Raw genomic sequence first — 14,212 nt, forward strand, 5'->3', positions numbered from 1 at the left:
TCCCCTAATAACTTCGTTTTGATAAATAATCTATAAGATAAGTTAAAAATTCGTTATGGCTAAAATTAGAAATAGCATCTCTTGCATCTTTGTTAATTGAATCAAGAAGATTAATGGCTTCTTCTTTAGTCATTATATTGAGTATATTTAGTTCATCATCATATGTATCTTCAAGTAAATCATCTTGTATTTGGAAAGCTAGGCCTAGGTTTTCAGCATATAATGAAAGAAGCTCTATTTGTCTATGGCTAGCCTTTGATGAAAGTGCAGCCCCAATGCATGCTGCCTTGAAAAGGTCTGAGGTTTTCTTGCTATAAACCTCCAATAAATAGGACTTATCTACCTTGATATCTTTCCTTAAATCCAAGATTTGGCCCTGAATCATTCCCCTTTTAGAGGCTCTTTCCATTATATACTTACTAGATTTAAGATATGTATTGTTAATAATAGCAACATCAAATAAAATAATAGCAGCTTCATTTAAAAGAGCATCTCCAGTTAATATAGCTAAGTCTTCACCATATTTTTTGTGAAGGCTCTCCATCCCCCTCCTATAGTCATCATTATCCATGGCAGGTAAGTCATCATGGACCAAAGAATAGGCATGAATTAATTCAATAGCCAAGGCCATTTTATAATCTTCCTCACTAAGGGAGCTTGAAAACATTTTCTTACTTTCTAGATACAAGCTGGCCCTTATTCTTTTGCCGCCATCTGCTGCATAGGTCATTGTTTCATTAATAAGACCTTTTTGGGGAAAGTAAGATCTTACTCTTTCATCTATGTCCTTCTTATTATTATTTAATATTTTAATAAATTCTTCTTTATTCATCACTATCAATTATTTCTACCTTAGCCCTATAGTCATCTAAACTTGCTTCTAACTTCTTATAGAGTTCTTTAGCTTCTTTATAAAGTTTTACACTCTTATCTAAGTTATCTTTGTTATTTTCTATTTCTTCTAATAGGCTTTCTATTTTCTTATAATTTTCTTCAAATGATTTATCCATCAATAATCCTTGCTATTACTTCTCCATCACTAAATACAAGTTTTACAAGATCATCAGCTTTAAGTGAATGCTTAGAAAAAACCAATATATTATCATGTTCAATTTGTATATGTTTTTTTGAATATTCAATAATTTTTTCTACTGCCTTTAAATTAAAGGAAAGGCTTTTAAGCTTATGATCATTGTAAACAAAATTATCCCTAATTGTTTTCTCAATTCTTACGCCTAAACTAGAAATCTCTTTGGATTTAGCGTCTAAGATTAGCTTAGGATTGCTAATATCGATTCGTTTTTTTAGAAATTTTAATTTTAATTCATAATTTTCTAATATATTTTCTATGTCTTTAGTTCTTTGTTTGAATAAATTTTCTAAATTTTTGTGGTAGTCTTCATAGAAGCTTATTAGGTAAGAACCTGCTTCTGTCGGTGTTTGAAGGCTTAAATCACTTGCTAAATCCGATAGAGTTCTATCAATATTATGGCCGATTGCTGAAATAATAGGTGTCTTCGCTTTATTTATGGCCTCTATAACTTCTTTATGATTGAAGCTTGAAAGGTCTTCATTTGACCCTCCACCTCTTGTTAAGACAATAACATCAAGATCTAGTAAATCTAATTTATTAATTCCTTGTGCTATTAAGCCCGGAGACATATCTCCTTGAACCTTTACAGGATTTAAAAATATTTTTATGTCATTAGGTCTTGAATTAATCATTGATATAAAATCTACAATTGCAGCCCCATCTTTTGATGTTATTAGGCCTATTTTTTTGACTAATTTATCTATTGGCTTTTTATTTTTTGGGTCGAAATAGCCTTTTTTTATAAATTCTTCTTTTATTTTTAAAAATTCAAGATAGGTCTTGGAAAGCCCTTCATCTTCAACTTCGCTAGCAATTATAATTAGTCTTGAAGAGAAATTATTATAGGATAAGCTACCTCTAACAAGAACGTTCTTTCCTGGTTCAAAGTCAAAGGTTATATCCTTATCCTCATAATAATATATTACACAGTCTATTAAATCTGAGTCTTCCTTTAGAGAGAAGTACAAGTGTTGGTTATTGATTCTAACATTTGAAAGCTCTCCACTTATAAAAATTCTTCTAAAAATAGGATCGTGTTTAATATTTGATTTTATATACTCATTAAATTGCTTAACTGTTAGAGGTTTTTTCATTTTTTATCTTTTCTAACGATGTCACCTAGTACTTTATTAATAATCTTATACTCATCATTTGATGTATATTTTTTCGCAAGATCAACAGCTTCATTAATTGAGACTGAGACTGGTATATCTAAAAAATATATTTCATTTATTGAAAGAAATATTATAGACTTTGCTACCTTGCTTATGTTAGAGTATCTAGCAGATAGGCTATCTTCAAGCTTTGCTACAATCTCATCATAATGTTTTTTATATGAATCTATAGATTTAATTATATAAGTTTCATTCTCACTTAGGTCATGATTTTGAAATAAATCATTATTCTCTTTTATATCGTTAATTGAATCTTGGAAGATAAGCTTAAAAACCCACTCCCTCTGTTGTCTTCTGTTCATCAAATTTCTAATCTATTAACGTTAATATTAACCCTACTAACTCCAATGCCTGTCATTGTTTCTATTACATCTTTGACATTTTTTTGGACTTTTTTTACGGTCTTTCTAACGTTTATATTTTTGTCTAGGGATAAATCTATGTCTATTACAAGATTACCAGCTATTTTTCTGATATTTGTCTTGGTAGCCTTGTTTTGTAGTGAATGCATAAATCCTTCTTCGGAGGTATCTTCATATACTCCATAGACTTCCTCAGCAGCTGTGGTTGCAATTTGATCTAGAATTTCATCAGCAATTTTAACTGAACCATCTTTAAAATTATTAGTCATCTAATACTCCTATACTCTAGATAGATACTCTCCACTTCTTGTATCTATTTTGATCACATCACCTTCGTTTACAAATATTGGCACGTTTATAACTGCGCCAGATTCAACTGTTGCAGGTTTTGTTACATTTGTAGCTGTATCACCTTTTACACCTGGTTCTGTTTCTACTACCTTAAGCTCTACAAAGTTTGGTGGATCAATTGAAAATGGTTTGCCTTCATAAAATTTAATAAGTACACTGTCATTTTCTTTTACATAAATTATTGCTTCTTTAACTGCTTCTTCTTCTATACCGATTTGTTCAAAGCTTTCTGGGTCCATAAAATAATATAGTTGACCATCATTGTATAAATATTGCATTTCTTTTGTAGAAATTACGGCATTTTCAAATTTTTCATTAGGATTAAATGTTACATCCTTTGCTCCACCATTCATTACTGATCTTATTTTGGTTCTAACAAATGCTGCACCCTTACCTGGTTTTACGTGTTGGAAATCTACAACTTGATATACATCTCCATCATATACAAATGTTACACCTTTTCTTAAATCGTTAGCTGATATCATAATTCCTCCTTGGCTATATTCTTACATTATTATACCATATATAAGAGCTAATTGAAAATTTTATTCATCTGCTTTTATCATTTTACATATAAGAATGATGTATTAAATCAAGCTTATAAGTATAATGAATAAAAAGAGGTGCATATGAAAAAACTTGCTATAATCTCAGAGTTTAATCCTTTCCACAATGGTCATAAATATTTGCTTGATAAAGCTAAAGAAAACTTGGCATGTGACTTAGCCATATCTTTTATGAGTGGTGATTTTGTTCAAAGAGGTGAAGCGGCTATCGTTGATAAATTTACACGAGCAAAAACTGCTGTTGAAAATGGTTTTGATCTAGTAATTGAAATGCCTAATTTCATTAGTTTACAAGCCGCAGAATTTTTCGCCTTAAAATCTTTAGAAATTCTAGATAAAATGGAAATTGATTACCTATGTTTTGGGATTGAAAGACTAGATGAAAGAGATTTTTTAGATAAAGCTAAAATCGTAATAAATAATGATAACTTTATTAATCAAGAGCTTAAAAAGTACCTTGCAAATGGTATATCCTATACAAAAGCCCTTAACAGTGCTATTTCTAAGCTTGTAGGCGATGATTTTATTTCAGCCAACAATATTTTAGCTCTCGAATATATGAAGGCAATTGATAAATTAAAGTCTAAAATTATCCCATACCCAATTTGTAGAGTTGGAAGCCTTAATAAGGATAAAACGATTAATGATAAATTTTATGCCTCATCTACTGCTATTAGAAATAATATTTCCGGCGATATAAGTAAGCTTATGCCTAGAACATCTTTTAAGAATTTTTCTGATTTTTTTAAAAATTATGATAGAATTAACGATGATTTTTTCTATAAAATTTTTACCTATAAGCTAATTGTTGAGAAAAAAGCTATGACAGATATTATCGGTTATGAAGAGGGGATTGAAAACCATCTAATAAAACTTGTAGATAGAAACAGGACTTTTGATGATTTTATTAATGAGGCCACAAGTCTTAGGTATACTAAATCAAGAGTAAGAAGGCTTATCCTTAATTATATTCTTGATAATAGCTTTAGACTTAATTATATAGATATTCATTTTATAAGAATATTGGCCTACAATAAAAAGGCAACCAAAATATTTAATAATTTCAACGATAAGGTTGATATAGTTATAAATAAGGCTGATTCAAAAATATTGGATCACAATAATTTTAAAATTTATGAAAAAATGATAAATTCTTCCAATCTCTATAATCTAGCTATTGGAAGAGAGATAAATTATGATTATATTCATAATAATAAACCTTTTAAGTAAAAAACGTCCAAGCAACATAATTATTATGTCTTGGACGTCTTTAATTACTTATTTTCTAATAAATTATTTCTAATTTTTTCTAATTGTTGAACAAGGCCGCTAAAGTTATCTATAGAACCTGAGAATAGTTTATCTACATACTCATATGATTGAGCCTTGATATGTTTAGCTTCAGCAGCTGCTTCTTGTAAGATTCTATCAGCTTCAGCCCTAGCTTGTTGAGTGATTTCATGTTCACTAACCATTCTTTGGAATTGGCTTTTTGCTTGTTCCTTGAAATTTTTAATTTCACCTTCAGCTTGATTTAATCTACTATCAGCTTCGTTGCTTGCTTCGGATAAAATTCTTTCTTTTTCGTCTGTTACCCACTGAGCTTGTTTGATTTCTTCTGGTAAAGAATCTTTCATCTCATTAAGTACATCATAAATTTCATCAGGATCTACTGCTACCTTTTTTGAAAATGGTACAGAGCTTGCTTCTTCCATTATGTCTTCCATCTCGTAGATAAGATCAGTTATTTTGTTTGCCATACTTCCTCCTAATAATTATATTTATCTTTAATTCTCTTTTCGACACTCGTACTTACAAAGGCTGATACATCGCCCTTAAAGGCAGCTATCTCACGCACACCACTAGATGATACAAAGGAATATTTAGGATTACTTAGTAGAAATATAGTTTCAAGCCCTTCATATAAGGTTGAATTTACTCTAGCTATATTCTTTTCATACTCATAATCTGTGACAGCCCTGAGTCCTCTAGCTATAAGTTTAACATCTTCTTTTTTAGCAAAATTAACTAGTAAGCCATCAAAGGATTTTATGCTTACATTTACTAATTTTTCTTCTTTTATAGCCTCTCTTATTATCTCTTCTCTTTCTTTTAGAGAAAATAGAGAGTTTTTGTTTTCATTTCTAATAACTGCAACTATGACATGGTCAAAGTGAATTGATAATCTCTTAATCATATCCATATGGCCATTTGTTAGTGGGTCAAAGCTGCCTGGATAAATTATTTTCATATTGTATATATTTTAATATATTTCCTTCCATAGGACTTATCTTTTAATATATGTAGGTCATATTTTTCTGAAAAATCTAAGTCCATGCTCGATTCAGTTATAATTATACCATCTTCACTGGATAAGTCATATTCTTTAATATAAAATAGAGCTTTATCTAAAAAATCACTTTCATAAGGTGGATCTAGAAATATATAGTCAAACTTAAGATTCTTTTGCCCTAAGTTTTTAAGAGTTTTAACAAAATCGTTTTTAATTAATACGGCTCTGTCTGATCCTATTTTTTCTATATTTTGTTTTAATATTGAAAAATTAGAATAATTCTTTTCATTAAAATATACTTCAGCCCCTCCCCTTGAGAGAAATTCTATTCCCATTTGTCCTGTACCTGCAAACAAATCTAGAGCGAGAAAATTATCTTTAAAAGGATATAGCATATCAAATACTGCTTCCTTTACCTTGTTATCTGTAGGTCTAGATGTTTTTGATTTTGGACTAGCTAGATTAAAGCCTTTGTATTTCCCTGCTACTACTTTCATTAGTTTAAAATAATATCCTTATCTTCATCAAAAAATTTCTTTATGAAATCTATATTAACACCCTTAAAATCAATCGATTTTAAGTAGTCAAAAATCTCAAAGCTTCTGTCAGTTTCTTCTTGGGTCATGTTTAGGTATTCTATCTCTGAGAGATTTTTACCGTGTTGGATAAGAGATAGAATCTTTCCTCCTCCTCTTAACTCATAATCTTTTTGTGCAATTTCAAAGCCGTCATTTGTTTTCTCTAAAATATTAAGTTTAAGATTAGCATCAGCATTCTTATTTACAAGATAACAATATGACTTATATTGACCTCTTCCTACCCTGCCTCTTAATTGATGCAGCTGAGATAGGCCAAAGTTATTTGCATTATAAATTACAATTACATTCGCATTAGCTACATCTATACCAACTTCTATTACAGTTGTTGATATTAAAATATTTATATTACCACTTGAAAAATCACTAAGTATACTTTCTTTAATTTCAGAATTAAGTTTGCCATGAAGGATTTCTACCCTATAGCTTTTGAATTGTTTTTTGTATCTCTTATAAAGATTTTCTACTGAATTATCATCATCAGAATCTATATTATTACTTACAACATAGATTTGTCTACCATCTTCTAAATTTTTAGAGATTTGTTCAAAAAGGATTTTTTCTCTATCCTGCACTATTATATGGGTATCAATTATTTCCCTACCCATAGGCAGTTCATTTATAACACTTAAATCAAGCATCTGATTTATCTTTAAAGATAGGGTTCTTGGGATAGGAGTGGCTGTCATTGTTAAATAGTTTACAGCTTGTCCTTTTTTAGCAAGAGCTTGTCTTTGTTTAACACCAAAACGATGTTGTTCGTCGTTTATAACCAGTCTTAAATCATTAAATAATACATCAGCTTGTATTAAGGCATGGGTTCCTATTACTATATCTATATCGCCATTTAATAACTTAGCTTTTATTTCATCTTTATCTTTGCTAGAACCTGTTAAAAGTGCAACATTTAGAGAAAAAGACTCAATTAAATCATTATATTTTTCATATTGTTGGATTGCCAAAACCTCTGTTGGAACCATCATAGCTGATTGATATGAGCTTAAGCCAAATACAATCATGGCTATAATACCAACTATTGTTTTACCAGAGCCTACATCCCCAACCAAGAGCCTATTCATAGCATATTTACCTGAACAATCAGTAAGTATTTCATTAAGTGATCTTAGCTGTGGTTTTGTTAAAGCAAAATCAAGCCTTCCTAAAATATTATCTAATTTATAGCTAAGGTTGATATCTTGCTTTATCTTTGCATTTTTGCCTATATGATACAAAAATATCAATTCTTTAAGAAGATCTAGTATTTTTATATCAGACTTTGCCCTCAATAAATTATTCACATTATCAGGAAAATGAACAATATTTAAGGCTTCTTGTCTAGATAAAAGATTACATTGATCCCTACTGGCTGGATTTAATAGCTCTTCGTCTTGATTATAGAAAGATAAAGCTTCCTTAATAAAAGACCTTATGTTTTTCTGGCTCAGACCACTTGTTAATGGATAGATAGAATAAATTCCACCTATCTCATTTCCCCCAAGTCCCTCAAAAATAGGGTTTATAGCTTCATAAAATCCTTTTTTTAAGGACACTTTGGTATAGAATTTATATTTTTTATTAAGTTCGATACTTCTAATGGAAAACCTATCGTTAAACCAAATAACCCTAATTTTATTCCCAAGTTCATCTTCAAAATACATATAAGATAAGGAGACATTTTTAAGTTTTTTAAAATATGGTTTTGACACAGATTTCCATACAAAGTAATAGGCTCTATCTTCTCTAGCTTGACTAGCTAGGATTTTTTTGCTCCTATCTTCATAAGCTCTGGGATAAAAATTATATAAGTCACTAACAGTGTATATATCAAGCTTGCTAAGAGTCTTGGCCTTTTTGGGGCCAATACCTCTTAGGTCTGTTAATTCCTTATTCAAGGGTTGCTTGGTAATAATATACTGGCTGTCCGCCGTAGATTAGTTCAACATCTATATCCTTATGGTTCTTAGAGAGCTTTTTAACAAGTTCTTTGGCTTTTTTCTTATCAGCTTCTTCACCATAATATAGGGTAATTAATGATATATCTTGATCTTCTTCAATAGCTTTTTCTAAGGCAAGTCTTAATGTTTCCTCGATATTATCAGTACTTACCACGATTTTTCCATCAAGAATTCCGATAAAATCATCTTTTTTGATTTCTACATTATTTACGCTTGTATCTCTAATGGATATAGAAACTTCTGCTGTATGCATATCACTAATTACATCAGCCATGTTTTCTATGTTTTCTTCTATTGATTCTGATTCATCAAATTCTAGCATAGCTGTGAAAGATTCTGGTATTGATCTTGTTTCAACAACCATTGCATTTTTATCTGTTAGATCACAAGCTTGCTTAGCAGACATAATTATATTTTTATTATTAGGGAAAATAATAATATTTTCTGCATTTATTTCTTCTATATTTTTATAGATATCCTCTGTAGAAGGATTCATTGTTTGGCCGCCTGAAATTATCTTATCAATATTCATTGACTTAAGAATATCGTCGTATCCATCACCCCTAGATACTGCTATAAAGCCATATTTTTTAAGCTTAACTTCTTTTTCTTCTTTAGCGATTTCCGGTTTAGTGTTTTCAATTTCAACCTTTAACAAAACTCCGTCTAGTAATAATATAGATATAACTTGATGAGGATGATCAGTCTGTAAGCTTGCCTCAATTACATTATTATTAAATTCTGAATCGAGGTGACTTGAAAGATTTGTAATGGAATCAATTATTTTTTCATAGTCAGATTCCTTACATGAAAGACTAAACGATAGCTTATAAGTCTTTTCTTCTTCGCTTTCATCTGATAAGTCTATATCCCTATCGATATCATTATTTAGTGCATTTAATGCTCCCCTTAGTAAGAATAGCAAGCCTTGACCACCTGAGTCAACTACACCTGCTTCTTTTAAAACCGGCAGTTGTTTTGGTGTATTATCTAAAGCCTTCTGTCCTTCACCAATAATATCTATAAGATAATCATCTAAATTTATATCTTCTGAGTAGGACTCTTCTGCTCTTTCAGCCATCTTTCTTGCTACTGTTAGAATTGTTCCTTCTGTTGGTTGCATAACTGCTCTATAAGCTGTTTTAGAAGCATTTACAAAGATTTCTTTTATATCACTTGCTTCTATCACTTCTTTATCTTTTAGAGCTTTTGACATACCTCTTACAAGTTGAGATAAGATTACTCCAGAGTTTCCTCTAGCTCCCATAAGAGTGCCTTGGCTTAGGGCCTTTGAAATTTCGTATACATTTGATAAAGCAGATGTATTAACCTTATCAACACCAGATTTCATTGTCATGGTCATGTTTGTTCCTGTATCTCCATCTGGAACCGGAAATACGTTTAGCTCATCAACTAATGATTTGTTTTCTTCTAAATATTTAAAGGCTCCAATGACCATTTGTTGGAGCTTATTTGCATCAATAACTTTCATATTTCTCCTATCTATTGATTCCTTGGACATAGATATTTACTTCAGAAACATTTACATTCAAAGAGTTTTCTATATTATATTTAACATTTTCGATTATATTTTGACATACTACCGGTATTCTAATACCATATTCTAAAAATAGAGATATAAATATTGCTACTGTACCATTGTCCCTTCTTATAACCTTAACTCCTCTTTGCATGTTATTTACCCCTAAGAGTTTATATATACCATCCTTTGCTGATCTACTTGCAAGGCCAACAACACCATAAGATTGCATAACGCTTGCTACTGCAATATTAGCAATAACGGAATCATCGATTGTTATTTTTCCTAAATTATTTACATATCTAATTGTCATAATACCTCCACATAAATATAAGTATTAACGATTGTACTTAAAAGATTGAATTGATATTTATAAAAATATCTATAAAACTAAACCTACTGTCAAAGATAAGGGTAAATTAATTTTATCAAAGCTTTGTAAGTATTCCTTTAATTCATTATACCATAAATTCCTACTACTGATAAGAATATACCTATAATTATATATATTATATATTTATAAATTATAGGAATTATGTATTTAGGCAAGAAAAAATCGCCTAAAAGGCGATTTTCTCTTGCTTATATTATTTTTTATTTGCCAGCTAATTTCTTGTAAGATTCATATCTTTCTTTAGCAGCTTTTTCTGCTTGTTGATATAGTTCATCAGCTGTTTCAGGGAATGATCTCTTAAGTGATGAGTATCTTACTTCACCTTGAATGAATTCTTGGAATGATTCTGTAGGTTCTTTAGAGTCTAATTGGAATGGATTTTTGCCCTCTTCAGCAAGTCTTGGGTCAAATCTCCATAGATGCCAATAACCAGCTGCTACAGCTTGTTTTTCTCTAAATTGTGATTTACCCATACCAATTCTAATACCATGGTTGATACATGGAGCGTAAGCGATGATTAGAGATGGTCCATCATAAGATTCTGCTTCTCTAATAGCTTTTAGAGTTTGGTTTTGGTTAGCACCCATAGCTACTTGAGCTACGTATACATATCCATAAGATGTCATCATTAGACCAAGGTCTTTCTTTCTAACCTTTTTACCTGCTGCAGCAAATTGTGCTACTGCTGATAGAGGTGTAGCTTTAGAAGATTGTCCACCTGTATTTGAATAAACTTCTGTATCGAATACGAAGATGTTGATATTTTCACCACTTGCAAGTACGTGATCTACACCACCAAATCCGATATCATAGCTCCAACCGTCTCCACCAAAAATCCATACAGATTTTTTGATTAGGTAGTCTTGAAGTTTTAGTATATTGTTTAGGTATTTCTTAGCATCTTCATTTGCTAAATCTTCATTTGCTAAATCTTCTTTTACATTTAGGATAGCTGCTGTTGCTTCTTTTGAAGCTTTAACATCATCTTTTCCTTCTAGCCAAGCTTTGAATGCTTCGTTGTATGCTGAATCAAGTCCTAGTTCTAAGAATTTGTTCATGTTATCTTCTAGGATATGTGTATTTGCTTCTGTAGCAAGTTTCATACCATAACCATATTCAGCAGCATCTTCGAATAGTGAGTTACCCCAAGCTGGACCTTTACCTGTTGCAAGGTTTTTAGTATATGACATTGCTGGTGCACTAGCTCCCCAAATTGAAGAACATCCTGTAGCGTTTGCTATATACATTCTGTCTCCGAATAATTGAGTAATTAGCTTAGCATATGGTGTTTCACCACAACCTGCACAAGCACCTGAGAATTCGAATAATGGTTGTTTGAATTGGCTGCCTTTAAGTGTCATAGGATCCATAACATCTTCTTTGTAGCCAATTACATTATGTGCATATTCCCAGTGTTCTTTTTCTTTTTCTACTTCTTCTTCGAAAGGTTTCATTAGTAGAGCTTTCTTTGGAGCTGGACATACGTCTGCACAGTTACCACAGCCTGTACAATCTAGTGGAGATACTTGGATTCTAAATTCATATCCTTCCATACCTTTACCGATTGCTTTTTTAGTATCAAAACCTTCTGGTAGATTTGCTTTTTCATCTTCTGTAACTAGGAATGGTCTTATTACTGCGTGTGGGCATACATAAGAACATTGGTTACATTGGATACAATTATCTATTTGCCATTCTGGTACGTTAAGAGCGATTCCTCTCTTTTCGTAAGCAGTTGTACCTGATTCGAATTCACCATTTTCGATTCCTACGAAAGCAGATACTGGTATATCGTCTTCTTTTTGTTCAAGCATTGGTTTAACGATGTTTTTAATGAATTCTGGAAGTTCTTTTTCTTCTTTAACTTCATCAACTGCATCTTTCCATTCAGCTGGAACTTCTACTTTGATTGGTGCTTCAAGTCCTTGATCTACAGCGTTGTAGTTCATGTTAACTATATCTTCACCCTTGTGACCGTATGATTTAACGATAGATTCTTTTAGGAATCTTACAGCATCTTCTACTGGTATAACTTTTGTGAGGTTGAAGAATGCTGATTGCATGATCATGTTTGTTCTTCCACCAAGACCGATATTTTGTGCTATATGGCTTGCGTCTAAGATATAGAAATCAATGTTCTTTTCAGCAAGAACTCTCTTCATCTTAGCTGGAAGATGATTTTCAAGATCTTCAACTGACCAAACAGTGTTTAGTAAGAAAGTACCACCTTCTTTAATACCTGCTAGTAGGTCATATTGGTTAACGTAAGCTTGTTTTGAACAAGAAATAAAGTCAGCTTCATCTAATAGATATGTTGAAAGAATAGGTTCTTTACCAAATCTTAAGTGAGATACTGTTAGACCACCTGATTTTTTAGAGTCATAGTCAAAGTATCCTTGAGCATACATGTCTGTATTGTCACCTATAATCTTGATAGCTTGTTTGTTAGCACCTACAGTACCATCTGAACCGAAGCCCCAGAATTTACATCTGCTTGTTCCTTCGTGTCTAACTTTGAAGTCATCTCTTGGAAGTGATTTATTTGTAACATCATCTGTAATTGATAGTGTAAAGTCATGTTTTGGTTCATCTTGAGCAAGGTTATCATAAACAGCTTTAACATCTGCAGGAATTGTATCTTTTGATGATAGGCCGTAGATACCACCGATTATAAGTGGTCTTTCGTCACAGTCATAATAGCTTGCTTTAACATCTAGGTATAGTGGTGAACCGATTGCACCTTTTTCTTTTGTTCTATCAAGAACAGCTATTTTCTTAACTGATTTTGGTATAACTTTTAGTAAGTGTTCTGCAGACCATGGTCTGTAAAGATGAACTTCTACAAGACCTACCTTTCTGCCTTCTTTTAGTAAAACGTCGATTGTTTCTCTAGCTGTTTGGCATACAGAACCCATAGCGATAATGATATCTTCTGCATCATCAGCACCATAGTAATTAAATAGACCATAGTTTGTACCAAGTTTTTCGTTGATTTGGTTCATGTAGTCTTCTACAATACCAACTATATCTACATAAGCATTGTTACTTGCTTCTGTTCTTTGGAAGAAGATATTTTTCTCAGCTGTACCCATGTGTTTTGGTCTTTCAGGGTTAAGTGAGTGGTTTTTGAATTCTTCTACTGCTTCATAGTCAAGCATTGGAGCAAGATCTTTGTAATCCCATACTTCAACTTTTTGAATTTCGTGGCTTGTTCTAAATCCATCAAAGAAGTTGATAAATGGTACTCTACCTTTAATAGCTGCTAAGTGAGCAACTGGTGAAATATCCATAACTTCTTGTACTGAGTTTGAAACTAGCATTGCACAACCTGTTTGTCTTGCTGCCATTACGTCTGAATGGTCACCATAAATAGATAGTGCGTGTGTTGCAAGGGTTCTTGCTGATACGTGGAATACACCTGGTAATCTTTCTCCAGCAATCTTATACATGTTAGGAATCATTAATAATAGACCCTGACTTGCTGTATATGTAGTAGTAAGTGCTCCTGCTGCAAGTGATCCATGCATAGCTCCTGCTGCACCAGCTTCTGATTGCATCTCTTTAACTTTTACCTCTTGACCAAATAGGTTTTTACGTCCGTTTGCTGCCCAAACGTCTACGCTTTCTGGCATTGGTGAAGAAGGTGTAATTGGATATATAGTAGCTACATCAGTAAACGCATATGATACGTGAGCTGCTGCAGTATTACCATCCATTGTCTTCATTGCTCTAGTAATTGTCATCTAGACCTCCTAAAATAATTATAAGCAATTATCGTTAACACTAATATAATTATAAATATTTTTTCATTAATTGTCAAGAGAAAAAGAAAAGATTTTCTTATACCTTTCAGTATTTTTCAATTGATAATGATTATCATAACATAT

Annotated in this window: 14 protein-coding genes; 1 reads left to right on the forward strand and 13 read right to left on the reverse strand. The window is 31.7% G+C overall.

Features of this window, described 5'->3' with window-relative positions:
• Window positions 1-4: 4 nt before the first annotated feature.
• The 6 genes from C8269_RS02790 to efp are packed head-to-tail and all read right to left on the reverse strand — an operon-like array spanning window position 5 to window position 3,466.
• Complete coding sequence (locus C8269_RS02790; RefSeq protein WP_199792177.1) at window positions 5-832, reverse strand: polyprenyl synthetase family protein; 828 nt, start codon at window positions 830-832, stop codon at window positions 5-7.
• The gene (gene xseB, locus C8269_RS02795) at window positions 825-1,010 is read right to left on the reverse strand and encodes an exodeoxyribonuclease VII small subunit (protein ID WP_106460334.1); all 186 of its coding nucleotides are present in this window, start codon (window positions 1,008-1,010) and stop codon (window positions 825-827) included. Before xseB ends, C8269_RS02790 begins: the two co-directional genes overlap by 8 nt.
• The gene (gene xseA, locus C8269_RS02800; protein WP_106460335.1) at window positions 1,003-2,187 is read right to left on the reverse strand and encodes an exodeoxyribonuclease VII large subunit; all 1,185 of its coding nucleotides are present in this window, start codon (window positions 2,185-2,187) and stop codon (window positions 1,003-1,005) included. The genes xseB and xseA overlap by 8 nt, the downstream gene beginning before the upstream one ends.
• Window positions 2,184-2,570, reverse strand: coding sequence for a transcription antitermination factor NusB (locus tag C8269_RS02805; RefSeq protein WP_106460336.1), 387 nt, complete (start codon window positions 2,568-2,570; stop codon window positions 2,184-2,186). Before C8269_RS02805 ends, xseA begins: the two co-directional genes overlap by 4 nt.
• Complete coding sequence (locus C8269_RS02810; RefSeq protein WP_106460337.1) at window positions 2,570-2,899, reverse strand: Asp23/Gls24 family envelope stress response protein; 330 nt, start codon at window positions 2,897-2,899, stop codon at window positions 2,570-2,572. The genes C8269_RS02805 and C8269_RS02810 overlap by 1 nt, the downstream gene beginning before the upstream one ends.
• A 9-nt stretch (window positions 2,900-2,908) precedes the next feature.
• On the reverse strand, window positions 2,909-3,466 hold the full coding sequence (efp, locus tag C8269_RS02815; RefSeq protein WP_106460338.1) for an elongation factor P: 558 nt from the start codon (window positions 3,464-3,466) through the stop codon (window positions 2,909-2,911).
• A 144-nt stretch (window positions 3,467-3,610) separates the two neighbouring features.
• Between efp and C8269_RS02820 the strand changes: the two genes are divergently transcribed.
• Window positions 3,611-4,777 (forward strand): tRNA(Met) cytidine acetate ligase, encoded by a 1,167-nt coding sequence (locus C8269_RS02820; protein WP_106460339.1) that lies wholly within the window; start codon window positions 3,611-3,613, stop codon window positions 4,775-4,777.
• A 44-nt stretch (window positions 4,778-4,821) separates the two neighbouring features.
• On the opposite strand, the gene C8269_RS02825 is transcribed toward C8269_RS02820, so the two are convergent.
• The 7 genes from C8269_RS02825 to nifJ all read right to left on the reverse strand — a co-directional run bounded on the left by C8269_RS02825 (window position 4,822) and on the right by nifJ (window position 14,068).
• Window positions 4,822-5,307 (reverse strand): ATPase, encoded by a 486-nt coding sequence (locus C8269_RS02825; RefSeq protein WP_106460340.1) that lies wholly within the window; start codon window positions 5,305-5,307, stop codon window positions 4,822-4,824.
• A gap of 8 nt (window positions 5,308-5,315) precedes the next feature.
• Window positions 5,316-5,798, reverse strand: coding sequence for a pantetheine-phosphate adenylyltransferase (gene coaD, locus C8269_RS02830; protein WP_106460341.1), 483 nt, complete (start codon window positions 5,796-5,798; stop codon window positions 5,316-5,318).
• Window positions 5,795-6,337 carry a 16S rRNA (guanine(966)-N(2))-methyltransferase RsmD gene (rsmD, locus tag C8269_RS02835; protein ID WP_199792147.1) on the reverse strand — a complete coding sequence of 181 codons (543 nt, stop codon included), beginning with the start codon at window positions 6,335-6,337 and terminating at the stop codon, window positions 5,795-5,797. The genes coaD and rsmD overlap by 4 nt, the downstream gene beginning before the upstream one ends.
• Complete coding sequence (locus C8269_RS02840; RefSeq protein WP_106460342.1) at window positions 6,337-8,328, reverse strand: ATP-dependent DNA helicase RecG; 1,992 nt, start codon at window positions 8,326-8,328, stop codon at window positions 6,337-6,339. Before C8269_RS02840 ends, rsmD begins: the two co-directional genes overlap by 1 nt.
• Window positions 8,321-9,883, reverse strand: coding sequence for a DAK2 domain-containing protein (locus tag C8269_RS02845; protein ID WP_106460343.1), 1,563 nt, complete (start codon window positions 9,881-9,883; stop codon window positions 8,321-8,323). Before C8269_RS02845 ends, C8269_RS02840 begins: the two co-directional genes overlap by 8 nt.
• A 7-nt stretch (window positions 9,884-9,890) precedes the next feature.
• On the reverse strand, window positions 9,891-10,244 hold the full coding sequence (locus C8269_RS02850; RefSeq protein ID WP_106460344.1) for an Asp23/Gls24 family envelope stress response protein: 354 nt from the start codon (window positions 10,242-10,244) through the stop codon (window positions 9,891-9,893).
• A 281-nt stretch (window positions 10,245-10,525) separates the two neighbouring features.
• Window positions 10,526-14,068 (reverse strand): pyruvate:ferredoxin (flavodoxin) oxidoreductase, encoded by a 3,543-nt coding sequence (gene nifJ / locus C8269_RS02855; RefSeq protein ID WP_106460345.1) that lies wholly within the window; start codon window positions 14,066-14,068, stop codon window positions 10,526-10,528.
• Window positions 14,069-14,212 lie beyond the last annotated feature (144 nt).

The organism is Anaerococcus sp. Marseille-P3915 (assembly GCF_900258475.1).
In the GTDB taxonomy this organism is placed as follows: domain Bacteria; phylum Bacillota; class Clostridia; order Tissierellales; family Peptoniphilaceae; genus Anaerococcus; species Anaerococcus kampingae.